The 23,298-nt window shown below is 64.8% G+C and carries 19 protein-coding genes; 3 read left to right on the top strand and 16 right to left on the bottom strand.

The annotated features are described in order from the left end of the window. Nucleotides 1-20: 20 nt before the first annotated feature. On the top strand, nt 21-359 hold the full coding sequence (locus BTH42_RS26305) for a ribbon-helix-helix domain-containing protein (RefSeq protein ID WP_075304099.1): 339 nt from the start codon (nt 21-23) through the stop codon (nt 357-359). Between the two features lie 33 nt (nt 360-392). Here the strand turns inward: BTH42_RS26305 and BTH42_RS26300 are convergent, their stop codons facing one another. From BTH42_RS26300 to BTH42_RS26260, 9 genes are all read right to left on the bottom strand, one after another. Beyond that, nucleotides 393-1,250, bottom strand: a complete 858-nt coding sequence (locus BTH42_RS26300; protein WP_075304098.1) for a glycine betaine ABC transporter substrate-binding protein — start codon at nt 1,248-1,250, stop codon at nt 393-395. Between the two features lie 241 nt (nt 1,251-1,491). Continuing rightward, nucleotides 1,492-2,862 (bottom strand): hybrid-cluster NAD(P)-dependent oxidoreductase, encoded by a 1,371-nt coding sequence (locus BTH42_RS26295; protein WP_075304097.1) that lies wholly within the window; start codon nt 2,860-2,862, stop codon nt 1,492-1,494. Nucleotides 2,863-2,895: 33 nt separating this feature from the next. Next, nucleotides 2,896-4,182, bottom strand: a complete 1,287-nt coding sequence (locus BTH42_RS26290) for an SRPBCC family protein (RefSeq protein ID WP_075304096.1) — start codon at nt 4,180-4,182, stop codon at nt 2,896-2,898. A gap of 73 nt (nt 4,183-4,255) precedes the next feature. Then, nucleotides 4,256-5,029, bottom strand: coding sequence for a drug:proton antiporter (locus BTH42_RS26285; RefSeq protein WP_075304095.1), 774 nt, complete (start codon nt 5,027-5,029; stop codon nt 4,256-4,258). Next, nucleotides 5,026-6,234 (bottom strand): electron transfer flavoprotein subunit alpha/FixB family protein, encoded by a 1,209-nt coding sequence (locus BTH42_RS26280; protein WP_075304094.1) that lies wholly within the window; start codon nt 6,232-6,234, stop codon nt 5,026-5,028. The genes BTH42_RS26285 and BTH42_RS26280 overlap by 4 nt, the downstream gene beginning before the upstream one ends. Before the next feature lie 4 nt (nt 6,235-6,238). After that, nucleotides 6,239-8,170, bottom strand: coding sequence for a (Fe-S)-binding protein (locus BTH42_RS26275; RefSeq protein WP_075304093.1), 1,932 nt, complete (start codon nt 8,168-8,170; stop codon nt 6,239-6,241). 2 nt (nt 8,171-8,172) lie between these two features. After that, on the bottom strand, nt 8,173-10,236 hold the full coding sequence (locus BTH42_RS26270) for an NADH:flavin oxidoreductase (protein ID WP_075304092.1): 2,064 nt from the start codon (nt 10,234-10,236) through the stop codon (nt 8,173-8,175). 53 nt (nt 10,237-10,289) lie between these two features. Beyond that, on the bottom strand, nt 10,290-10,826 hold the full coding sequence (locus BTH42_RS26265; protein WP_075304091.1) for a DUF5943 domain-containing protein: 537 nt from the start codon (nt 10,824-10,826) through the stop codon (nt 10,290-10,292). Nucleotides 10,827-10,879: 53 nt separating this feature from the next. Then, nucleotides 10,880-11,851, bottom strand: coding sequence for a dipeptidase (locus tag BTH42_RS26260; protein WP_075304090.1), 972 nt, complete (start codon nt 11,849-11,851; stop codon nt 10,880-10,882). 426 nt (nt 11,852-12,277) lie between these two features. Here BTH42_RS26260 and BTH42_RS26255 point away from each other — a divergent pair, with 426 nt between their 5' ends. Further along, entirely contained in the window at nt 12,278-13,276 is a 999-nt protein-coding gene (locus tag BTH42_RS26255) for a GlxA family transcriptional regulator (protein WP_075304089.1), read from the top strand. Nucleotides 13,277-13,384: 108 nt separating this feature from the next. Here the strand turns inward: BTH42_RS26255 and fdhA are convergent, their stop codons facing one another. Beyond that, entirely contained in the window at nt 13,385-14,587 is a 1,203-nt protein-coding gene (fdhA, locus tag BTH42_RS26250; RefSeq protein WP_075304088.1) for a formaldehyde dehydrogenase, glutathione-independent, read from the bottom strand. 258 nt (nt 14,588-14,845) lie between these two features. Between fdhA and ampC the strand changes: the two genes are divergently transcribed. Next, nucleotides 14,846-16,039, top strand: a complete 1,194-nt coding sequence (gene ampC / locus BTH42_RS26245) for a class C beta-lactamase (protein ID WP_075304113.1) — start codon at nt 14,846-14,848, stop codon at nt 16,037-16,039. A gap of 13 nt (nt 16,040-16,052) precedes the next feature. Here ampC and BTH42_RS26240 read toward each other — a convergent pair whose 3' ends face one another. The 6 genes from BTH42_RS26240 to BTH42_RS26215 all read right to left on the bottom strand — a co-directional run bounded on the left by BTH42_RS26240 (nt 16,053) and on the right by BTH42_RS26215 (nt 23,132). Beyond that, entirely contained in the window at nt 16,053-16,316 is a 264-nt protein-coding gene (locus BTH42_RS26240) for a hypothetical protein (protein WP_075304087.1), read from the bottom strand. Nucleotides 16,317-16,409: 93 nt separating this feature from the next. Further along, a complete protein-coding gene (locus BTH42_RS26235) occupies nt 16,410-17,066 on the bottom strand; it encodes a sarcosine oxidase subunit gamma (protein ID WP_075304086.1) in 657 nt (218 codons plus the stop codon). Then, nucleotides 17,056-20,058, bottom strand: coding sequence for a sarcosine oxidase subunit alpha family protein (locus BTH42_RS26230; protein WP_075304085.1), 3,003 nt, complete (start codon nt 20,056-20,058; stop codon nt 17,056-17,058). Before BTH42_RS26230 ends, BTH42_RS26235 begins: the two co-directional genes overlap by 11 nt. Then, a complete protein-coding gene (locus tag BTH42_RS26225; protein WP_075304084.1) occupies nt 20,055-20,399 on the bottom strand; it encodes a sarcosine oxidase subunit delta in 345 nt (114 codons plus the stop codon). Before BTH42_RS26225 ends, BTH42_RS26230 begins: the two co-directional genes overlap by 4 nt. 32 nt (nt 20,400-20,431) lie before the next feature. Next, nucleotides 20,432-21,676, bottom strand: a complete 1,245-nt coding sequence (locus tag BTH42_RS26220; protein ID WP_075304083.1) for a sarcosine oxidase subunit beta family protein — start codon at nt 21,674-21,676, stop codon at nt 20,432-20,434. A gap of 61 nt (nt 21,677-21,737) precedes the next feature. Further along, nucleotides 21,738-23,132: an L-serine ammonia-lyase gene (locus tag BTH42_RS26215; RefSeq protein ID WP_075304082.1), complete on the bottom strand. Its 1,395-nt coding sequence runs from the start codon at nt 23,130-23,132 to the stop codon at nt 21,738-21,740. Nucleotides 23,133-23,298: the final 166 nt, after the last annotated feature.

The following is a 23,298-nucleotide window of genomic DNA, read 5'->3' as shown; positions in this document are numbered from 1 at the left end:
GAGACTACCGGAGACCCACCATGTGCGGTATCTATGTCAACGCGGACCCGATCCTCTACGAAGCGCGCACGCGGTCGCTGCGCGTTCACGGCGTGATCACCACGGTCCGGCTGGAAAACCTGTTCTGGGACGTGCTGCAGGAAATCGCCGCGCGCGAAAACATGACCACCAGTCAGTTCGCGGTCAAACTGTATGACGAATTGATCGCGTTGCGCGGCGAGGCGCCGGCCAACTTCGCGTCGTTTTTGCGGGTCTGCTGTCTGCGCTATCTGTCGTTACAGACCACGAAGGAAGAGACGCCGGCGAGCGCGGTGGTGTCGGGCAGCGATTTGCGGCCGAGGATATTGAAGACGGTTTGAAGCGGGCCATGGCAAGCGGCCCGCTTCCAATACTTATTTCACCCAGCTATCCACCCGCTCCGAATGCGCGCTGATCCACTGATCGGCGGCGGCCGGCGGCTTCTGGCCGTTCTGCGTGGCCAGCATCACGGTATCGATCTCGCCCGGCTGCCACTGAAACTTCTTCAGGAATGCGACCACCGTCGGCGCCTTCTTCTCGAGTTCCGGATTGATCACGCTATCCACATGCTCCGCTTCGCCGAACACCTTCTTCGGGTCGTCGAGGAATTTCAGCTTGTACTTCGCGAACATCCAGTGCGGCTTCCAGCCGGTCACGATGATCGGCTTGCTGGCCGCTTCCGAGCGCGCCAGTTCCGCGGTCATCGCGCTGCCGGAACTCGGCATCAACTGATAGTCGAGGCCATAAGCCTTGATCGCCTCGCCGGCTTTCTGCATCACGCCCGCGCCGGCATCGATACCGACGATGCGCGCGCCGAACTCCGCCTTCTTCGCCTGCAGATCGCCGACGCTCTTCACGTCGACGTTATCCGGCACGATCAGGCCGATCTTCGCATCGTTGAAGTTCGGGCCGAGGTCGACCACCTTGTCCTTGAAGTTGTTCCAGTACGCGCCGTGCGTGACCGGCAGCCACGCGGACAGCGTCGCGTCGAGGTCGCCGCGCGCCACGCCCTGCCACATCACGCCGGCCGCGACCGGCACCAGCTTCACCGGATAGCCGAGGCGTTTTTCGATCACCTGCGCGGCCACGTTCGAGGTCGCGACGCTGTCGTCCCAGCCCTCCACGTAGCCGATCTTGATGGTCGGCTTCGAATCCGCCGACACGCTCACGCTAGCCGCCGCGAGCAGCGCGCCGAGCGCGCTCGCCACTACGATTTTTCCGATCAGTCTCATCGCCGCTTCTCCTGTCACCCGTTTACCTGTCTGGCCGAATGCCGTTTGCCCGCTCGCCGTTTGCCGTTTACTGTTTGCCGCTTTCCTTTTTTCCGCTGCCCCAGTCGCCGCGTCGGCGGTGTGACCGGTGCCCGTTTATTTAGAATCGCCAACCAGAATTGCCGGGTAGCGTTGTTTTACGACATCCAGTTGTCCGCACGCGACTTCCACGCGAATTCGCCGTTATTGTGTCGTTCCCGTATTACTTGTCGACCACCAGATCGGAGAGCGGCTTGCTGCAGCACAGCAGCACCATTCCCTGATCGATTTCGCGCTGACGGATGCCGCCCGCGTGCTTCATCGCGACTTCGCCGGAGACCAGCTTGACCTTGCAGGTGCCGCACATCCCCTGCGTGCACGACGACGGCAGACGCACGCCGGCTTTCTTCGCCGCATCGAGCACGTGCTGGTCATTGCCGCATTCGATCTCGCGATGACTGCGCGCGAAGCTCACCTTGAAGCGCGTTGCCGTTTCGACCGTTTCGACCGTTTCGGTCGTTTCAACCGTTTCAGCCGCTTCAACCGATACGGGCGCGGGTTCGAGGTTGCGTGCGTCCGCTGCCGTCTGCTCGAACTTCCCTGCCACCACGGGTGCTTCCGGAGTTGCAGTGGCTACGAGACCGGCCGCGCTATTCACGATCGCATCCGGCACCGCCTCGCCAGCGCGTACTTCCGGCAATAGCACCTCCACATCATCGCCACTGCCGAACGAAAAGCTTTCCTCGTGATAGTGCCGCCGATCGAAACCACCCTCGTCGAGCAGCTTGCGCACCGCCGCCATATACGGCGCCGGTCCGCAGGTAAACACTTCGCGCTCCAGAAAATCCGGCGCGATCAGTTTCAGCAACGGCAGCGTCAGAAACCCGGTCACGCCCGGCCAATTGGTGCGCGCGCCGACCCGCTCGCACACGAACGCGGTGCGGAAATTCGCCTGGTTCGCGGCGATCAGATCGAGTTCGCGCGCGAAGATGATGTCGTCCGGCGTGCGTGCGCTGTGCACGAATGCGATGTCGCTGTCCTCGCCGAGTTCGTGATGCGCGCGGCTCATCGACATCAGCGGAGTAATGCCCGAACCCGCCGACAGAAACAGATACTTGCGCGCCGGATGCCGCGCGCAGCTGAATTCGCCGGCCGGTCCGAGCACCCGCACCTGCATGCCCGCATGCAGGTTGTCGTGCAGCCAGTTCGACACCTTGCCGCCCGGCACCCGCTTCACGGTGATCGAAATGGTATGCGGACGGGTCGGCGGCGACGAGATCGTATAGCAGCGATTAATCGGCTCGCCGTCGATCTCCAGCTCCAGCGTAATGAACTGCCCCGGCTCGAACACGAATGCCCGCTCCGACGGCGCGCGAAAGAAAAAGCTCTTTACGTCGTGCGTTTCCTGCCGCACCTGGCAGCACACCAGCGTGTCGTCCGCGTCGCTGCTCCAGCGCGCGGGCAGCGCGTCCCAGAAGCGCGGTTGAGTGACGCGGCTCGGCGCGTCGAATGAAGTGAGCGCCGGGCCGGCTTGATGCAGCGTTGCCATCAACGGTCCGATGCCGGTCTGAAAGTTCGCCTGCTCGCGCATCATGGATCTCTCCTGCTCGTGGCTGCGAGGTCGCGCTCAGCGCACGAACGACACGACTTTCTCGTCGTGCACGACCTGCGGGTGGGCGTCGTAATCCGCGAGACGGCCGATATACCAGTCGCAGAACTTCTCGACCAGCCCTTCGGTGAACGGCGAATACGGTCCCGGCTGATACGCGCTGCTGCGCGCGCCGCGCTGCGAATACTCGACCAGCGTGCGGTCCTGGTCGTTGGTCGCGCGCCAGACCGCGGTCAGATTGTCGAGGTCGTAATCGATCCCTTCGCGCGCGTCCTTGTGCACCAGCCATTTGGTGCGCACCAGCGTTTTGCCCGCGGACAGCGGAATCACCGAAAAGCTCACGATATGGTCGCTCATGAAGTGATGCCACGAATTCGGCTGGGTCCAGAACGACAGCCCGCCGAGATCGGCCGACTCGAAACCGCCAAGCAGTTTCTTCGATGCGACCTTCGCGTCGAGCGTCTGCGATTCGCCGTCGCGATCGAGCGGCAGCCGCTGGGTGCGAAAGCCGGTCACCAGATCGGCGAGCCGGTCGATCTCCGCCGACGGCAACTGCATCGCTTCCCATTGCGCGGTGCGGCGCGCGACGGTTTCCTCGAACGCGGCCATGCCCTCTTCGTTGGCCGGCGTGCGCTGATAGCCGAAGCCGTATTCGTACAGCGAAATAGTCAGCTCCGGATGGTTCGCGACGCAGTGATAGCACTCGCGATTGTTCTCCATCGTCAGCTTCCAGTTGCCGTCCTCGACGATATCGATCGATGCGGCGATCTTGCAGCCGGCCAGATCGTGCGGCAGCAGATACGGCTCCATCGCCGCGCGCATCACCGAAAAATCGGCGGGCGGCGTATCGGCGAGACAGATGAAAATCAGGCCGGCGAGGTTCTCGACATGCACCGCTTTAAGACTATGTTTGCAGCGGTCGAACTGCTCGCCCATATGTTCGGCGAACATCAGATCGCCGTTCAGGTTGTAGGTCCAGCTGTGATACGGGCACACGATATTGCCGAGCGAGCCCTTGTCGTTATTGCACAGACGCGCGCCGCGATGGCGGCAGACGTTGTGAAACGCGCGCACCTGCAAGTCGTCGTCGCGTACGATCAGGATCGAATCGTCGCCGATCTCCACCGTCACGTAATCGCCGGGCTCGGGCACGTCGGGCTCGACCGCGACCTGAATCCAGTGCTGCCGGAAGATCGCGTCCATATCGAGCGCGAAGATGCTGTCGCTCGTATAGAACGGCGCTTCCAGCGTATAGCCCTGCTTGCGGCGTTCGATCATCGCGCGAACGTCTGCGGAAACTTTCATTGTGTGCTCCGTTGCGTGTCACGTCTGGCGCCGCGCCAGGCCCTCCTGGTCGCATGCTGGCCGGAACTGGAAATCAGTAGTCCACAAGCTGATGCTCGCGCAAATACGCGAGGATCACTTGCGCTTTTTCGACACAACTCCCTTCAATTACGACGCTGCCGCCACGGCTTTCGGTGGTGGTCGCCGACAGCATCCGCGCGTGGCCCGAGCGTTTTTCGGCGGCGGCGAGGCGCACCGGTTTCGCGCTCGCGGCGCGCACGGTCCAGGCGAGGTCGTCGGGGTTGCTGGTGGGTTGCGTTACCGCGGCTGCCGCGCTTGCGATCGTCCCTTCGCGCAGCCGCGCATACGCATACGACGGCGAGGCATTCGCGAGCGGATGCACGGCGATCAGCGCCGGCAGTTGCACTTCGACGCGACGGCGCACGCCTTTCGGCATGAACTGGCGGACTTCGGCGCAGCGCTCGCGCAACGTGATATCGACAGCCGCGCCGACCAGCGGCAGTCCCAATGCATGCGCGACGCGGTACGGCAGCATCCCGCTGTCGAACGCGCCTTCGGCGCGCGTGCCGGTCAAAATCAGGTCGTAGCCGTGCAGCCGTGCGGCGAGCGGTGCGAGCGGGTCCGCACCCGCCGCGACGTCGAGCACTTCGACGCTACGCGCGCCGAGCGCCAGATACTCCTTCAGCGCGGGGCTCGCCGCATCGCCCGCATGCAGCACGTCGAGCGTCGCGCCCCGCGTTTTCGCCAGTTGCAGCGCGAGCGTCAGCGCCGCCGCATCGTTGCGGCTATAGCGCGCGACGCCGCTGACCGGATGACGTCCAATCGACACCAGAACCGCGATCTTCATGCGAGTACTCCTTCGGCGAGCTTGCCCGGCTTCAATAACGCGGCCGACGTTCCGCGCGCGTCCCGCGCGGCGGCGGCGGCGTCGTTGAGCGCGGCGATGGTTTCGCGCGCGTCCGCGATCACGGTCAGGTTCGCGCGTTTCGCGATCGGCGCGCTCGCGTCGAGATTCACCGCGATCACATGGCGGCAATCCTTGATCCCTTGCAGATGCTGGACCGCGCCGGAGATGCCGAACGCGATATACACGCTCGCCTCGACTGTCTTGCCGGTCGCGCCGATCTGCTTGTCGCGGGTGAACTTGCCGTCGTCGACGGCGACGCGGCTCGCGCCGATTGCCGCGCCGAGCGTCGCCGCGAGCCGTTCGAACGCGGCGACGTCGCTGACGCCGTTGCCGGCCGACACGATGAAATCCGCCTCTTCGAGCGCGACTTGCGCGGCGTCGATTTCCTCGATGCCGAGATCGCGTATCGACGCGCGTTGTGCCGCTTGCGCCTGCGCATCCGCGTTGCGGTCGAAGCGCCACGCGACCCGCTCGCCCGCGCCGACGAACGGCAGCTTCGGATCGACCGCGTTCGGCGCGAGCAATACGACTTCAGGCAACGCGCGAACCGCGAACGAGGTCTGCGCATGCACATAAGTGGCGACGTGCGCGGCATCGATCTCGACCACATGAGTCGCGACGCTGGCATTGGCCGCCGCCGCGTAACGACGGCCGAGATCGCCGTCGCCGGTCGCGTTGTCGGGCACGAAGATATGAACCGGCGCATAGGTCGCGACGCACGCGGCCAGCGCGTTCAACTCTTCCGCCGGTGCATACGAGCGGCGGTCGAAGTCCGGTAACTCGATCAGCTTGTCCGCGCCGAGCGCGGCGGCGTCGCCGCTGAATTCGCCGAACACCAGCAGCACGACTTCGGTTTGCGCATCCGCAATCAGCGCGGCGGCCGCGAGCGTTTGGCGCGCGTGGTCATCGAGCGCGCCGCGATCCGCGTGCGCGGCGACCAGCAACGCATGTTGCGGCGATGCCGTGGTGCGGCGCGGCTTGCCTTGCTCGCGATGCCCGGCCGCGTGCTGTGTGCCGAACATTGCTGCATGCGTGTCGCCAGCCGCCACTCCTGCCGCGCCAGTCAAGCCGAGCGTAATGCGCCGCAGTCCTTGCGCGGTCACCGTGAACGGGCGGCGCGGATCGATTCGTTTGAGCGTATTCATCGCATTACTCCAGCGCCGCGGCCACCAGTTCGGCCACGTCCAGCACTTCCGGACGCGGTCCCACTACCCCTTCGAGCATCGCGGTGCAATTCGGGCAGCCGACCGCGACGATCTCGGCGCCGGTCGCGCGCGCGTCGTCGATACGGATGTCGGGAATCCGCCGCTTGCCGGGGATATCGGTCAACGGGGCGCCGCCGCCACCGCCGCAGCACCGGCCGCGCATGCCATGACGCTCCATCTCGACCACCTTGATGCCGATACTTTTCAGCACGCGGCGCGGCGCTTCCGTCTCGCCGTTGTAGCGGCCCAGATAGCACGGGTCGTGATAGGTGATCCGGCGTTCGGCCAGCGCTTCGACCGCGCGCGGCGTCAGCTTGCCTTTGGTCACCAGTTCATCGATCAGCGCGGTGTGATGCACGACCTCGTAATGACCGCCGAGCGCGCGATATTCGTTGCGCAGGCTGTGCAGCACGTGCGGATCGGCGGTGACGATACGGTCGAACGAGTACTGCGCGAGCGTGCCGATCAGCGCGTGCGCGAGTTGCTGGAATGTCGCTTCGTCGCCGAGCCGGCGCGCGGTGTCGCCGGTGTCGGTCTCGACGCCGCCCAATACCGCGTAGTCGATACCCGCGCGATTCAGCACCTTGACCAGCGCGCGCAGCGTGCGCTGATAACGCATGTCGAACGCGCCTTCGCCGGCGACCAGCAAGACATCGACATGACGGCCCGGCTGCGCGACCTGCACTTGCAGATCGACCGCCCAGTCGTAACGCGCGCCGATGTCGTAGCCGTTCGCGCTGCCGGTCTCGCGCAGATTCGCGAGCGTCGCCGGTCCCTTGCCGGGCACCGCGCCTTCAACCAGCGTCTGATTGCGGCGCATATCGACGATCGCATCGACGTGCTCGATCAGCATCGGGCACTCCTGCACGCACGCGCGGCAGGTGGTGCAGGACCACAGCGTGTCCGCTTCGATCAGGCTGGAAATCAGCGGCTTGCCCGGCGCGCCCGCATGTTTGCCGACTTCGATGCCGGGCGTCGGGCTGCCCGCGTAAGCGGCGTCGGTGCCGCCGACCATCCCGGTCACGAGATCCTGAATCAGCTTCTTCGGATTGAGCGGCTGGCCGGCCGCGAACGCCGGGCACGCGGCTTCGCATTTGCCGCATTGCACGCACGCATCGAAACTGAGCAGCTGGTTCCAGCGGAATTCGACCGGCTTGCCGACGCCGTATTCCTTCGCGTCGAGCTGCGGCAGCTTCAGCGCGGTGGGCGGCACCGCATCGTGCGAGTTCGCGTGGCGCGCGCTGGCGAAGTCCGCAAAGCGTTCCTGACGCGGATGAAACGCGAGATGCAGCAGCCCCGCCAACGCATGCTTCATCGGTCCGCCGCGCGCCGCGCCGAAGGTCATCGTGAACGCGCCCGCGGCGATCAGCAGCGCGACGAGCACCGCGAAGCCGCCGGACATCGCGCCGGCCGGCAGCAACATAAAGAGCGCGAGACCGAGCGCGAACGAGCCGAGCAACAATGGCAACTGGTCCCACGGCCCGCGCGAGAGCCGCGCGGGCGCCGCCTTCGCACCGTGACGGCGCCGCCACACGAACACGGTGCCGATCAGCATCGCCAGCGCGGCGATGAAAATCAGCCGGTCGAGCCACACCGAGTAGATCGCCAGACCGTAATTGACGAATACCAGCGCCATCGCAAGGATCGCGCCGCCGGCGGTCGCGACGTGAGTGCGGGCGATATACGGATCTCGCGCAACCACATGATGCAGATCGACGAAGTAGCGTTTCGGAATCGCCAGCAGATTGGCCCAGCCGAACGCGCCGGCGACGGTCGCGCGGCCTTCGCGCCAGTAGGCGGCCCGGCGCGCGAGCGCGAACGCAAGGCCGGCCACCGACACCCACAGCAGCACGGTGATGACAAACACGGGGCTCATCGTCAGAAGTCCTTGCAAAGACGCAGCGCGTCGTAGATCGCGCCGTGAATGTTGTGCATCGAGATGCAGTCGCCGACCCGGAACAGCAGGAAGCGGCCGTTGCCGAGTTCTTCGCTAAGACACGGTTGCGGCTCGGACGCGAACAGTTTGTGCACGTCGACCTGGCCGCGATTCAGCGATTCCGGCTTCAGCGTCCAGTACAGTTGATCGTTCGGGGTACTGCCGTTTTCGATCACGACCTGATCGACCGCGCGCTCTTCCTGCTCTTCGGTGTACTCGTTGCGGATCACCGCGATCTTCTTGCCGTCTTCCTCGTAGACCTTGTCGAGCCAGTAGTTCGGCGTGTGAATCACGCCCTGTGCATAGAGGCGCCGGTAGAAGATCGGGAACGTGGTGCCGCCGACGTCGTCGGCGACCTTCACGTCCGGCGTGACGATCTCGACATTGCCGCCGCGGCTGGAGATGAAATCGGCGACGCCGGCACCCGCATGCGTGCTGACGCCGTCATACACGAGCACGTTCTTGCCCGGCTCCACGCGCCCCGCCAGCACATCCCATGAACTGACCGCGAGCCCTTCATCGACACCCCACGCGGCGACTTGCGACGTGAACGCCGAACCGCCCGTGGCCAGCACGACGATGTCGGGCTTCTCGGCCATGATGGTTTGTTCGTCGGCGGCGACGCCGAGCCGGCGATCCACGCCGAGGCGCTTCGTTTCCATATCGAACCAGCGCACGATGCCGGCCATCTGCTCGCGCTGCGGCGCCTTCGCGGCCAGCATGATCTGCCCGCCGACGTAATCGTTCTTCTCGAACAGCACCACGTCATGACCGCGCGACTTCGCGACGCGCGCCGCTTCGAGTCCCGCCGGCCCCGCGCCGACCACCACGACCTTGCGTTTCGGCCCGCGCGTCTTCGCGATCACGTGCGGCATCGTCGCTTCGCGCGAGGTCGCCGCGTTCTGCACGCACAGCACGTCGAGCCCGTTGTACTGACGGTCGATGCAGTAGTTCGCGCCGACGCACTGCTTGATCTCGTCTTCGCGGCCATCGCGAATCTTGATCACCATATGCGGGTCGGCGATCTGCGCGCGCGTCATCCCAACCAGATCGACCATCCCGCTCGCCAGCAGCCGTTCGGCCTGGCCCGCGTCGCGAATGCTTTGCGCGTGCATCACCGGCACTTTCACGACCTGCTTGATACCGGCCGCCAGATGCACGAACGGCTCGGGCGGCAGCGCCATCGGCGGCATGCAGTTGGCGAGCGTGTTGTGGGTGTCCGCGCCGGAACCGATCACGCCGAGATAATCGATCAGACCGGTTTCGCTCATCGCCTGAGCGATTTCCTTCAGCTGCTGCTGATCGAGCCCGTCTTCGTGGAACTCGTCGCCGCACATCCGCAAGCCGACGCAGAAGTCCGCGCCGACCGCCGCGCGCACCGCCTGCAACACTTCGACGCCGAAACGCAGGCGGTTTTCGAGCGAGCCGCCCCATTCGTCGGTACGGAAGTTGGTGCGCGGGCTCCAGAACTGATCGATCAGATGCTGGTGCGCGGCGGAAATTTCGATGCCGTCCATCCCCGCGTCTTTCACCCGCTTCGCGGCGGTTGCGAAATCGCCGATGATCCGGCGGATTTCCTCGACCTCGATGATCTTCGCGTTGCCGCGATGCACCGGTTCGCGCACGCCGGACGGCGACATCAGATGCGGCCAGTGCTCGCCGTGAAACGCCGAGCGGCGTCCCATATGAGTAGCCTGAATCATGATCTTCGCGCCGTGCGTATGCATCGCTTCGGCGAGGCGCGCGAGCGGATCGACGATTCGGTCGGTGGACAGATTCACCGATTTCCACCAGCCTTGCGGGCTATCGATCGACACCGGGCTCGAGCCGCCGCAGATCGCGAGGCCAACGCCGCCCTTGGCCTTTTCCTCGTAGTAGCGGATATAACGGTCGCCGGGCAGCCCGCCCGGCTCCGCATAGACCTCCGCGTGCGCGGTACTGACGATGCGGTTGCGCAGTGTCAGCTGATTCAACGTGAGCGGCTTGAAAAGGTTCGGGTAACGCATCGCGATCGACCTCGGAATGGATAGCGGGTTGCGCCCGCCGGTTGCTGCTGGTGTTACGCCGCGAGCGGCGACACTTCGAACACGCAATGCTCGTGTCCCTCGGCCGCGCAGCGCGCTTCTTTCGATTGCGAGCGCGGGCCCTTCGTGACGCCGTCGGGCGCGCTGTCGTTGACCCAGTCCATCGCGCCGGCGAACCAGCCCGCGAACATGTAGCAGAGCTTGCCGCTCTTGCCCGGCTGCGCGAGCACGAACGACGAGTGGCGCAATTCGATCCGCGCATGCGAGCTGGCCGGATCGGCCTCGATGATCCTGAACAGCCCCCAGCCGCGTTGCGACAGACGGTTCAGGTAATGCTCGAATACCGCCATGCCGGTCAGGCCGTGCTGCTTCGCTTCCTTGTCGCACCAGAAGTACGCGGACTTGTAGCCGGCCTTGTAGAGAATCTCCGCGTAGGTATCGCGGCCGAGCGCTTCTTCGACCGCCGTATGGTTGTTGGTGAAGAAATGGCGCGGCACGTACAGCATCGGCAGCGAGTCGGTGGTCCAGACGCCGGTGTTCGGATCGACGTCGATCGGCAGTTGCGGTTGCATGGGGGAACTCCGTTATAGGTGCAGTGAAAGCGCGTAACGCGCGCAGTGGCCGTTCAGACTTTCCAGACTTCGCCGAACACCCGGACCCAGTTCTCGCCCATGATCTTGCGGATACGGGTCTCGCTCCAGCCGGCGCGTTCCATCGCGGCGGTCAGGTTCGGAAACTCGCCGATCGTGCGAATGCCTTCCGGATTGACGACCTTGCCGAAGTTGGTCAGCTGGCGATAACGGCCCTTGTCGTGCGTGATCCAGTCGAAGAACTCGGTGCTGTAGCCCTGGGTGAAGTCGGTGCCGATCCCGACCTGGTCTTCGCCGATCACGTTCACCACGTAGTCGATCGCTTCCAGATAGTCGTCGACGGTTGCGTCCGGGCCGCGCTTCAGGAACGGCGCGAACATCGTCACGCCGACGAAGCCGCCGGCCTCGGCGATCTCCTTCAACTGCTCGTCGCTCTTGTTGCGCGGATGTTCCTTCAGTCCGGACGGGCAGCAATGCGAATAGCAGACCGGCTTTTTCGACGCGGCAATCGCCTCGGACGAAGTTTTGCCGCCCACATGCGACAGGTCGACCATGATGCCGACCCGGTTCATCTCCTGGATCACTTCGCGGCCGTAACCGGACAGCCCGCCGTCGCGCTCGTAGCAGCCGGTGCCGACCAGGTTCTGCGTGTTGTAGCAAAGCTGCACCACGTTCACGCCGAGATCCTTGAACGCTTCGATATAGCCGAGGTTGTCCTCGAACGCATGGGCGTTCTGGAAACCGAAAATGATTCCGGTCTTGTTCTCTTTCTTCGCGCGCAGGATGTCGTCGGTCGTGCGCACCAGCGTCAGGATCTCGCTGTACTGGCGGATCTGCTGTTTCATTTCAGCAATGTTGTCGACGGTTTTCTGAAAGCTCTCCCATACCGATACCGTGCAGTTCACCGCGGTCACACCGCCTTTACGCATGTCCTCGAACACCGAGCGCTCGAACTTCGAAATGTTCAGACCGTCGATGATGATGCTGTTCTCGTGCAGTTGACTCATCGTTTGCTCCAACCGGATTCAGTAAATGGGAACACCGTTGCCTTGCGTCTATTCTTGACGGTCGGCCCGCGCGTCGATTTACGAATTCAGACGCGTTCTTTACCTTTTCCGCCATGCGCGTCCTTTTTCGACAAGTCGGCGGCAAACCGCCCGCTTGTCTGCCCGCTTATTGCCCGCCAGCCCGCGGGAAAACCCTTTCGGACACGCCCGCAAATAGCACTGTCGTGCGCCGTTCGGGTGCGTTTCCCGGGCGCGAATGCGCGCAACCGGTGCGAGTTCTTTCGGCGTTTAGTTAGCTATTCCAGGTTTTATGCTGAGCGCCCAGGGGTTTAGCCTGATGGCACGGGAGTTGCCCTGATACTCAAAATCTCAGTAGTCGCTCCTCCCCACAGCGACGCGATATTCATCTCAGGAATCACGATTCCCATGTCCACCGATCGCACGGCGTCGTTGTCGCATTTCGCCTTTATGCCGGTCCCCAACTTCACGATGATCGCGTTCACCAATGCGATCGAAGTACTGCGGATGGCGAACTATCTGACGGGGCAACCGCTGTACCGCTGGTCGATCGTCAGTCCCACCGGCGGCCCGGTAGCGGCGAGCAACGGTCTGTCGGTCGATACCGGGCCGGTCGAATGTGTCGGCCAGCCGGATATCGTGTTCGTGGTCGGCGGCATCGACGTGCAGCGCGCGACCACGCCCGAGCATCTGTCCGCGCTGCGCCGCTTCGCCCGCATGGGTTGCGTGCTCGGCAGTCTGTGCACGGGCACCTATGCGCTCGCGCGCGCCGGTCTGCTGGCCGGCTACGCGTGTGCGATTCACTGGGAGAACATGAGCGCGCTGAAAGAGGAGTTTCCCGATACGCGCTTTCTGAAAGAACTGTTCGTGGTCGATCGCGATCGCGTGACCTGTACCGGCGGCGTCGCGCCGCTCGACATGATGCTGAACCTGATCGCGCCGCGCGTCGGCACCGCGCGGGTCACGCAGATCGCCGAGCAGTTCATCGTCGAACACGTGCGCGACACCAGCGCGCAACAGAAGATGCCGCTGGTCGCGCGACTCGGCTCGGCCAACAAGTCGCTGTTCGAAGTGATTTCGCTGATGGAGAACAACATCGAGGAGCCGCTGTCGCGCGAAGAACTCGCGCGGCTCGCCGGCATGTCGCAGCGGCAATTGCAGCGGTTGTTCCGCGAGCATCTGGGGATGACGCCGACCCACTACTATCTGACGCTGCGCCTGCGCCGCGCGCGCGAGCTGCTATTGCAGACCGATATGTCGATCATGCACATCACGATGGCGTGCGGCTTCCAGTCGGCCTGCCACTTCTCGAAGAGCTATCGCGATGCGTTCGGCACCGCGCCGACGCGCGAGCGGCGTAATCAGGCGCCGTCGTTGGGGAGCGCGCCGCCGGTGCTGGCGGCGTGACGTAAGCGCTGCCGCGAGGCGGCCGGCAGCGCCTGACAGTCGAGCAACAGTCGAGCGAAAGTCGAGCGGCGACCCGCCGGCCGCCGCGCCGCTAACGCGAGCGTTAAATCACGCGGCCTTCTTCAACAACCCATGCGGGTCCAGCACAAACTTCTTCGGCGCGCCGCCGTCGAATTGCCGATAGCCTTCGGGCGCATCGTCGAGCGACACCACCGTCACGTTGACGATGTCGGCGATCGGCAGCCGGTCCCACAAAATCGCCTGCATCAGGTCGCGGTTGTATTTCATCACCGGCGTCTGTCCGGTATGGAACGAGTGCGACTTGGCCCAGCCGAGCCCGAAGCGCAGGCTCAGACTGCCGCGCCGCGCGGCGGCATCGCTCGAACCGGGATCGTCGGTCACGTACAGACCTGGAATGCCGATCGCGCCGGCCGCGCGCGTGATCTCCATCAGCGAATTGAGCACGGTGGCCGGCGCCTCTTCGTGCGAGCCGCTGCTGCCGTGACCGTGCGCTTCGAAGCCGACGCAGTCCACCGCGCAATCCACCTCGGGTTTGCGCAGGATCTGTTCGATCTGCTCGCCGAGCGTCGCGTCCTTCGCCAGATTGATGGTCTGAAAACCCATCTCGCGCGCGTGCGCGAGGCGCGCTTCGTTCATGTCGCCGACGATCGTGCAGGCCGCGCCGAGTAGCCGCGCCGACGCCGCGGCCGCCATCCCGACCGGTCCCGCGCCGGCGATATAGACGGTCGCCCCCGGCTTCACGCCGGCCATCACCGCGCCGTGATAACCGGTCGGCAGGATGTCCGACAGACAGGTCAGATCGCGAATCTTCGCCATCGCCTGCGCGCGGTCCGGAAATTTCAGCAGATTGAAGTCCGCGTACGGGACCATCACGTATTCGGCCTGGCCGCCGATCCAGCCGCCCATATCGACATACCCGTATGCGCCGCCGGCGCGCGACGGGTTCACATTCAGACACACTCCTGTGTGCTGCGATTTGCAGGTCGGGCAGCGTCCGCACGCGACATTGAACGGCACCGAGACCAGATCGCCGATCTGCAATGTTTCGACGTCGCGGCCGATTTCGATCACTTCGCCGGTGATCTCGTGGCCGAGTACGAGACCGACTTCGGCGGTCGTGCGGCCGCGCACCATATGCTGGTCGGAGCCGCAGATATTGGTGCTCACCACTTTCAGGATCACGCCGTGGCCGATCGCCCGGCCGCGCGGATCGACCATCTTCGGATAGTCGATCGACTGCACTTCCACCTTGCCCTGCCCCAGATACACGACGCCGCGATTGCTGCTCATTGTCTCGTCTCCATGTGCGTGAGCGGCGCGCCCGCGAAGTGCGCGGCGACGCCGTTCAACGAGCGTAATCGCGGTCCGCGCGCATACCTGTGCCGAACCCGACACGAGTTTGGCTGAAGCCGACATAACTTTTTCTTTACCCCCGCGCAACTAATCCTCGTTTGTCGGCGGATCGTAAAAGCGCGATAGTTCGCGCCTGCATTCGACACACATTCGACACACGCTTTCCGTTCAACCCTTTTGGAGGACCCGTTGCCGATGAAACACCCCGCGCTCAACCTGATCAGGACCGCCAGCTACGCGGCGTTTGCGCTCTGCATGATGTCGCCCGCGAGCCATGCGGCCGACGCCGCCGCGCGCCAGCTCAAACCCACCGTCGACGCGGCGATCCAGCCGCTGATGGAGAAATACCGGATCGCCGGGATGGCGGTCGGCGTGATCGAAGACGGCAAGCCGTACGTGTACAACTACGGGCTCGCGTCGACGCAAACCCGCAAGCCGGTGACCGACGCGACGCTGTTCGAGATCGGTTCGATCAGCAAGACCTTCACCGCGACGCTCGCATCCTATGCGCAACTGAACGGCAAGCTGTCGCTGACGGACGACACCGAGCGCTATCTGCCGACACTGCGCGGCCGGCCGTTCGGCAAGGTCAGTCTGCTCAATCTCGGCACGCATACGCCGGGCGGTCTGCCGCTGCAGGTGCCCGACGAGATCCATAACAACGCGCAATTGCTCGAGTACTTCCGCGACTGGCAACCCGCGCATCCGCCCGGCACGTTCCGCACTTATTCGAATCCGGGGATCGGCACGCTCGGGCTGATTACCGCGAAGAGCATGAATCAGGACTTTTCCGCGCTGATGGAGCAACGCGTGTTTCCGGCGCTCGGGATGAAGAGCAGCTATCTGCATGTGCCGGCCGCGAAAATGCCGGACTATGCGCAGGGCTATGCGAAAGACGACAAGCCGGTCCGCATGACCGGCGGCGTGCTGGCCGCCGAAGCGTACGGCATCCGCACCAACGCGGCCGACCTGTTGCGCTTCGTGCAGGCGAACATGAACCTGATCCCGCTCGACAACACCTGGCAGCAGGCGATCACCGCGACGCACACCGGCTACTTTCAGTCGAGCGTGTTCACACAGGATCTGATCTGGGAGCAGTATCCGTATCCGGTCGCGCTGAGCACGCTGGAAACCGGCAATAAGCTGGAGTTGATTCTGAACGGCACGCCGGCGACCGCGATCGACCCGCCGTTGCCGCCGCAGCAGAATGTGTGGATCAACAAGACGGGTTCGACGAATGGCTTCGGCGCGTATGTCGCGTTCGTGCCGCAACAGCGGATCGGCATCGTGATGCTGGCGAACCGCAATATTCCGAATGAAGCACGGGTCGAGGCCGCGCATCGGATTCTGACGGCGCTGGCCGGAGAGTCGAAACAAGGCGCGAAATAACGCAGCGACGCCTCTACGTCCGCAACCTCGCCCGCGCCGCGCCGGCAATCTGCGCGAGCGCTTCGGCGCTCAAACGCGCGGCGATCTTTTCGACGTAAGCATGATGGCGCGCTTCGAGCGGCGCGCCGAGTTGTTTCGCCAGCAGGTAGCGAATCAGCGCGATCCGCCGATGCCGCAACGCGATGCTTTGATCGAGCAGCGCAAGCGCGGCGCCGGCATCGCGCTGATCGCATGCGAGCGCGGTCAGCCGCGCGGTCGTAACGCGGGTCGAATTCATGGTGGACGGATAAAGCGGACGACTCGCGGCAAACGGCGGACGATGCGCTACGCACCGCCCACCGCTTGGCCGCGCATTCGCGCTCGACGACGCTCAGCCCTTCAGCGGCTCGGCTGCATCGAGCATGATCTTCACGAAGTAATCCGCGAAGCTGCGCCGCACGACGATATCGAAACTGTCCGCGCCGGTCGGCAGCAGCGTAATCGACGCCTTGAAATAGTGGCTCTGCGCGCACTGCCCGACGCCGAACAGCTTCGGATGCAGATCGAGCGGACAGCCGCGCGAGAGTACGTCGCGCGTGCGCGCGCCGCTGATTTCGAGCACCGTATAGCCGCTGCCGATATCGACCGCCGACGCGAACAGTCCGGCGAACGCCGCGCGCAGTTTCGCTTCGAGCGGCGCGGTGCGGGTCGCGTCGTGCGCGGCCGCCGAGCCGATCAGCCACTCGTCCGGGCCGAGCCACATGATCTGATAGCCGTTGCCGCGCGCGACCGTATTGGCCTTCTCGGGCGGCTTGCAGCCGATCACCTGTTCGACCGCGTTCATGAACGCCGCGTCGCGGGTATCGCCGCGCACGTTCACGAGTTCGAGAAACGGCCGCTCATTGAGCCGGAACGCGGCGGTCGCCGTAGCCTGATGCTGCTTGAGCAGCGCATCCACGCCCACCAGCGGCGACTCCTGCCACACACCGGTTTGCCGTCCAACTGCGCGGTCCACGATCGACACCGTGCTGCTAGTTTCATTCCACATGTTGACGTGCTCCTTCGCTGTCGTAGAACACCGAGCTGGTGATCTTCGCGCTGATCTGTTTGCCGCCCGCGAGCGGAATAGTGACCGCTTCGCCGATCCTGTCGAGGCCGCCCTTGACGACCGCCATCGCGATCGAGCGCTTCAGGATCGGGCTGAAATAGCTCGACGTCACGTGCCCGAGCATCGGCGCCATGTCGCCCTGGAACGGCCCGGCGACGATCTGCGCGCCTTCCGGCAGCACCAGCGACGCCTCCTGCGTCAACAGTCCGACCAGCTGCTTGCGCCCCGCCTTCGCGGTATCCGAGCGGCTCAGCGAACGCTTGCCGAGAAAGTCTTTCGACTTCGCGACCAGCCCGCCCATGCCGATATCGTTCGGCGTCATCGAGCCGTCGGTATCCTGACCGACGATGATGTAGCCCTTCTCCGCGCGCAGCACGTGCATCGTTTCGGTGCCGTACGGCGTGATGTCGAATTGCGCGCCCGCCGCCATCAACGCTTCCCACACCGCGCGCCCCACATTGGCCGGCACGTTCACTTCATACGCGAGTTCGCCCGAGAAGCTGATCCGCATCACGCGCGCCGCCACGCCGGCCACCGTGCCTTCGCGATAGGTCATGAACGGGAACGCCGCGTTCGCGAAGTCGATGTCCTCGCACACCTTCTGCAGCACCTTGCGGCTATTCGGGCCCACCACCGCGAAGGTCGCCCAGTGGTCGGTGACCGACGCGAGCCGCACCCGCATGTCGGGCCACTCGGTTTGCAACCAGCGTTCGAGCCACGTCAGCACGCGCGCCGCGCCGCCGGTCGTGGTCGTCATCATGTAGTGCTGTTCGGCGAGGCGCACCGTGACGCCGTCGTCGAAGATCATGCCGTTTTCGTCGAGCATCAGACCGTAGCGACACTTGCCCACTTCGAGCTTGGTCCACGGATTCGTATAGACCCAGTTCAGCAGCTTCGCGGCGTCGGGCCCTTGCAGGTCGATCTTGCCGAGCGTCGACGCATCGAGAATGCCGACACTGGTTCGCACTGCCAGCGATTCGCGCGCGACCGCCGCGTGCATGTCCTCGCCCGCCTTCGGGTAGTACCACGGGCGCTTCCAGTTGCCGACGTCCTCGAACGCGGCGCCGTGCTGCACGTGCCATTCGTGTACCGCGGTCTTGCGCACCGGATCGAGAAACTCGCCGAGTTCGCGGCCGGCGAAGGTGCCGAACGTGACCGGCGTGTAGTTCGGCCGGAACGTGGTCGTGCCGGTCTCGGGGATCGTCTTGCCGAGCGCCTGCGCGAGAATCGCCATCCCGTTGATGTTGCCGAGCTTGCCCTGATCGGTGCCGAAGCCCATCGCGGTATAGCGCTTCACGTGTTCGACCGATTCGAAGCCTTCGCGCGCGGCGAGGAAAATATCGGCCGCCGACACGTCGTTCTGGAAATCGACGAACTGCTTCGGTCCGCGCGTCGCCTGCTCGCGTCCCCCGACCAGCCACAACGGCTGCATCTTCGTTTCGGTCTGCTCGGCGACCTGCACCGCCTTCGGCCGCGTGACGATGTAGCCGGCCGCGCGCGCCGCCTCGGCGCCGGCGTCGAGTGCGAAGCGCATCCCGCTGGCCAGCGCGAAGTCGCCCGCGCATGCGCCGACGCTGGTTTCCGCCTGCATCGCCTTACCCGGCACGAAGCAGGCTTTTTCGTCATGCCAGTGCGCCTTGCCGCCCGACTGCGCGAACAGATGCAGCACCGGGCTCCAGCCGCCGGAGGTCGCCAGCAGATCGCACGACAGTTGGCCCTGGCTCGCGCCGACCTGGCCGTTCGCGTACGCCGCGAGGTCCACCGACGCGACCCGCAGCTTGCCGTGCGCGGCGGTCACCACCGTGCCGGCCAGCACCTTCACACCGTGACGGCGCGCGAGTGTCGGCAGCGTGCCCTTCGATTCGCCGGTACGCGGATCGACCACGGTCACCTGCGCGCCGGCCGCTTTCAGATCGAGCGCGCATTGATAGCCGTCGTCGTTATTCGTAAACACCACCGCGTTGCGGCCCGGCAGCACCGCATAGCGATGCAGATAGGTCGACACCGCCGACGCGAGCATCACGCCGGGCAGATCGTTGTTGCCGAAGACGATCGGCCGCTCGTGCGCGCCGGTCGCGAGAATCACGCGCTTCGCGCGAATCTTCCACAGCAGTTCGCGGGTGCCATTGCGTTGCGACACCGGCAGATGATCGGTGAGACGCTGCGTGACGGTGACGAGGTTGTGATCCTGATAGCCGAACGCGGTGCTGCGGCTCAGAATCCGCACGTCGGGCATCTGCCGCAATTCGTCCTCGATTTTCTGCACCCATTGCAGCGCCGGCTTGCCGTCGATCGTCGCCGGACACGACAGCAGCGAGCCGCCGAGTTCGGGCTGATCGTCGACCAGCGTCACGCGCGCGCCGGAACTCGCCGCCGCGTGCGCGGCCGCGAGGCCGCTCGGCCCGCCGCCGACCACCAGCACGTCGCAATGCGCAAAGCACTTGTCGTAGCGGTTCGCGTCGCGCTGGGTCGGCGCGGTGCCGAGACCGGCCGCGTCGCGAATCACTTCTTCGTACTTCGGCCAGAATTTGCGCGGCCACATGAAGGTCTTGTAGTAGAAGCCCGCCGGAATGAAGCGCGCGAACTTCTGGTTGATCGCCATGCGGTCTTTCTCGATGCTCGGCTTCGCGTTCACGCTGGTCGCGACGAGCCCCTGATACAGCTCCACTTCAGTGGCGCGCGCATTCGGCACCGTGTATGCGCCGGTTTCGAGCTGCACGACTGCGTTCGGTTCTTCGACGCCGGCGGTGATGATCCCGCGCGGCCGGTGATACTTCCAGCTGCGCGCGACGAAGCGCAGCCCGTTCGCGAGCAGCGCGGACGCCAGCGTGTCGCCCTGGTAGCCCTGATAGGTGACGCCGTTGAACGTGAAGCTCAGCGCGATCGCGCGATTGATGCGCCCGCCGTTCGGGAGTCGGTCGTTCTGGCTCATGATGCTTTGCCCTCTTGTGACTGGCCTGCCTGTACCTGATTAACCGCGGCTGTGTTCGTCGGTGCGTCCTGCGCGAGCAGCGGCCGCTCGAACGTGTCGTAACCCTGGAACGCGTAGCTGACGGTGTCGCGCTGCGCGATGAACCAGCGGCGGCACCCCTGGGTGTGCAGCCATTGCTCGCGGTGCACGCCGCGCGGGTTCTTGCGCATGAACAGGTAGTCGCCCCATTCCTTGTCGCTCAGTGTTTCGGGATTCAGCGGGCGGGCGATATCGGCTTCGCCGCCGCAGCTAAATTCGCTTTCGGCGCGCGGACCGCACCATGGGCATTCGATCAGCAGCATGTGGTATCTCCTTGTCGTTGCATCGGGCGGCGTTAGTGCGCGACCGCCGCGGCGCCGTGTTCGTCGATCAGGTGGCCGGTATAGAACCGGTCCAGCGAGAACGGCGCGTTCAGCGGATGCGGCTCGTCTCTGGCGATCGTGTGCGCATACGCCCAACCCGATCCCGGCGTCGCCTTGAAGCCGCCGGTCCCCCATCCACAGTTGAAATACAGGCCCTTCACGTCGGTCTTGCTGATGATCGGGCACGCATCCGGCGACACGTCGACGATGCCGCCCCACTGGCGGTTCATCCGCACCCGCGAAAACACCGGGAACATTTCGACGATCGCCTCCAGCGTGCCTTCGATGATGTGGAAGCTGCCGCGCTGGCCGAAGCCGGTGTACTGATCGACGCCCGCGCCGATCACCAGATCGCCCTTGTCGGACTGGCTGATATACGCGTGCACCGCGTTCGACATCACCACCGTATTGACGACCGGCTTGATCGGCTCGGACACCAGCGCCTGCAACGGATGGCTTTCGAGCGGCAGACGGATGCCGGCCATATCGGCGAGCGTCGAGGTATTGCCCGCCGCGACCACCGCGACTTTCTTCGCCTTGATGAAGCCTTTGGTCGTATCGACGCCGGTCACCTGGCTGCCGTTGCGGCGAATTCCGGTGACCTGGCAGTTCTGCACGATATCGACGCCGGCCTGATCCGCGCCGCGCGCATAGCCCCACGCGACCGCATCGTGACGCGCGACGCCGCCGCGCCGCTGGATCGACGCGCCGAGTACCGGGTAGCGGCTGTTCAGGTTGATCGTCGGTTCGATTTCCTTGATCTGCGCGGGCGTCAGGAATTCGGCGTCGACCCCGTTCAGGCGGTTCGCGTTCACGCGGCGCTCTGTGTCGCGCACGTCCTGCAGCGTATGCGCGAGATTCATCACGCCGCGCTGGCTGAACATCACGTTGTAGTTCAGATCCTGCGAGAGCCCTTCCCACAGCTTCATCGCTTTTTCGTACAGCGCCGCGGATTCGTCCCACAGGTAGTTCGAGCGCACGATCGTGGTATTGCGCGCGGTATTGCCGCCGCCGATCCAGCCTTTCTCGAGCACCGCGACGTTGCGCACGCCGTGCTCTTTCGCGAGGTAGTACGCGGTCGCCAGACCATGCCCGCCGCCGCCGACGATCACCACGTCGTACTCGGTTTTAGGCTCGGGACTGCGCCACTGCCGCTCCCAGTTCTCGTGGTACGACATCCCGTTGCGCAACAGGCTGAAGATCGAATAGCGGCTCATCGTGGTTCCTTTGGCGGTTTCGCTGGTGCGGTGTAACGGTTCAAAGCGGTTCAACAGCGGTTCAACATTCGATGACGTTCACGGCCAGCCCGCCGCGCGACGTCTCCTTGTACTTGGTTTTCATATCGGCGCCGGTTTCGCGCATCGTGCGGATCACGCTGTCGAGCGACACCACGTGCTTGCCGTCGCCCTTCATCGCCATGCGCGCGGCGTTGATCGCCTTGATCGCGCCCATCGCGTTGCGCTCGATGCACGGAATCTGCACGAGCCCGCCGACCGGGTCGCAGGTCATTCCCAGGTTGTGTTCCATGCCGATCTCGGCGGCGTTCTCGACCTGGGCCGCGGTGCCGCCCATTACCGCCGCGAGCGCGGCGGCGGCCATCGAGCAGGCGACGCCCACTTCGCCCTGGCAGCCCACTTCAGCGCCGGAGATCGACGCGGTCTCCTTGTAGATGATCCCGATCGCCGCGGCGGTCAGCAGAAATTCGACGATCCCGGCGTCGTTCGATGCATGCATGAACTTCACGTAGTAATGCAGCACCGCGGGGATCACGCCGGCCGCGCCGTTGGTCGGCGCGGTGACGACCCGGCCGCCGGCCGCGTTTTCCTCGTTGACGGCCATCGCGTACAGATTGACCCAGTCGAGCATCGACAGCGGATCACGCAGCGATTCTTCGGAGCGCGTGCGCAATTGCACGCACAGGTCGGCCGCGCGGCGCTTCACGTGCATCGGGCCGGGCAGCTCGCCGTGCGCCTTGCAGCCGCGCTCGACGCAGGCGGCCATCGTGCGCCAGATCGCCAGCAGTCCTTCACGCACCTCGTGCTCGGAGCGCGTCGCGCATTCGTTGGCCAGCGTGACCGCCGCGATCGACAGACCGCTTTCGCGGCATACGCGCATCAGGTCGTCGCCGGTGCGAAACGGGTACGGCACTTCCGCGCTCGCGCGCAGACCGTTCACGCGGTCGCCTTCGCGATTGATGACGAAGCCGCCGCCGATCGAGTAATACTCTTTCTCCACCAGTAACTGTCCGTTCTCGTCGAACGCCTGGAAGCGCATCCCGTTCGGATGCACGACGCTCGAACCGGGCGCGCCCGGCATCAGCTTGCGATAAAAGCCGAGATGCTCGCGCTCGTCGAAAGCAATCGTCTGCTTGCCGAGCAGGTTCAACTGTCTGGTCTCGCGGATCGCGCGCAGCCGCGGCTCGATCAGGTCCGGGTCGATCAGATCGGGCAGATTGCCTTCGAGGCCGAGCAGCACCGCCTTGTCGGTGCCGTGGCCCTTGCCGGTCGCGCCGAGCGAGCCGAACAGTTCGGCCCGGACGCGGCGCACGAAGCCGAGCAGGTTCGCATCCTCGATATGCGACGCGAAGCGGCACGCGGCGATCATCGGCCCGACCGTATGCGAGCTGGAGGGGCCGATGCCGATCTTGAACAGATCGAAGACGCTGACGTTCATAGCTGGGCCTTTGCGCGGGGCGTTGGGGCGTTGCGATGCCGGGTTGACTGTGCGCTTATTGGACCGCAGCCAGAAACCGGTCGATAGAACAAAAACGGCATCGCGCTGGGATAGCGCCGTCAATGCGGCTGTGGGCGGGGTTCGGGACCGGTTTGATCGAGTGTTG

The sequence above is a fragment of the Burkholderia sp. SRS-W-2-2016 genome (assembly GCF_001931485.1).
GTDB lineage: Bacteria > Pseudomonadota > Gammaproteobacteria > Burkholderiales > Burkholderiaceae > Paraburkholderia.
The sequence above is the reverse complement of the archived record's forward strand: the minus strand, read 5'-3'. Positions and strand labels throughout refer to the sequence as shown.

Bases quoted from the DNA above. Each gene is read 5' to 3' on its own strand.
- BTH42_RS26265 (WP_075304091.1), bottom strand. From the start codon at position 10,826: ATGCAACCGCAACTGCCGATCGACGTCGATCCGAACACCGGCGTCTGG.
- BTH42_RS26215 (WP_075304082.1), bottom strand. From the start codon at position 23,132: ATGAACGTCAGCGTCTTCGATCTGTTCAAGATCGGCATCGGCCCCTCC.
- BTH42_RS26295 (WP_075304097.1), bottom strand. From the start codon at position 2,862: ATGATGCGCGAGCAGGCGAACTTTCAGACCGGCATCGGACCGTTGATG.
- BTH42_RS26285 (WP_075304095.1), bottom strand. From the start codon at position 5,029: ATGAAGATCGCGGTTCTGGTGTCGATTGGACGTCATCCGGTCAGCGGC.
- BTH42_RS26240 (WP_075304087.1), bottom strand. From the start codon at position 16,316: ATGAATTCGACCCGCGTTACGACCGCGCGGCTGACCGCGCTCGCATGC.
- BTH42_RS26260 (WP_075304090.1), bottom strand. From the start codon at position 11,851: ATGAGTCAACTGCACGAGAACAGCATCATCATCGACGGTCTGAACATT.
- BTH42_RS26280 (WP_075304094.1), bottom strand. From the start codon at position 6,234: ATGAATACGCTCAAACGAATCGATCCGCGCCGCCCGTTCACGGTGACC.
- fdhA (WP_075304088.1), bottom strand. From the start codon at position 14,587: ATGAGCAGCAATCGCGGCGTCGTGTATCTGGGGCAGGGCAAGGTGGAA.
- BTH42_RS26270 (WP_075304092.1), bottom strand. From the start codon at position 10,236: ATGCGTTACCCGAACCTTTTCAAGCCGCTCACGTTGAATCAGCTGACA.
- BTH42_RS26255 (WP_075304089.1), top strand. From the start codon at position 12,278: ATGTCCACCGATCGCACGGCGTCGTTGTCGCATTTCGCCTTTATGCCG.
- ampC (WP_075304113.1), top strand. From the start codon at position 14,846: ATGAAACACCCCGCGCTCAACCTGATCAGGACCGCCAGCTACGCGGCG.
- BTH42_RS26275 (WP_075304093.1), bottom strand. From the start codon at position 8,170: ATGAGCCCCGTGTTTGTCATCACCGTGCTGCTGTGGGTGTCGGTGGCC.
- BTH42_RS26230 (WP_075304085.1), bottom strand. From the start codon at position 20,058: ATGAGCCAGAACGACCGACTCCCGAACGGCGGGCGCATCAATCGCGCG.
- BTH42_RS26305 (WP_075304099.1), top strand. From the start codon at position 21: ATGTGCGGTATCTATGTCAACGCGGACCCGATCCTCTACGAAGCGCGC.
- BTH42_RS26235 (WP_075304086.1), bottom strand. From the start codon at position 17,066: ATGTGGAATGAAACTAGCAGCACGGTGTCGATCGTGGACCGCGCAGTT.
- BTH42_RS26220 (WP_075304083.1), bottom strand. From the start codon at position 21,676: ATGAGCCGCTATTCGATCTTCAGCCTGTTGCGCAACGGGATGTCGTAC.
- BTH42_RS26225 (WP_075304084.1), bottom strand. From the start codon at position 20,399: ATGCTGCTGATCGAATGCCCATGGTGCGGTCCGCGCGCCGAAAGCGAA.
- BTH42_RS26300 (WP_075304098.1), bottom strand. From the start codon at position 1,250: ATGAGACTGATCGGAAAAATCGTAGTGGCGAGCGCGCTCGGCGCGCTG.
- BTH42_RS26290 (WP_075304096.1), bottom strand. From the start codon at position 4,182: ATGAAAGTTTCCGCAGACGTTCGCGCGATGATCGAACGCCGCAAGCAG.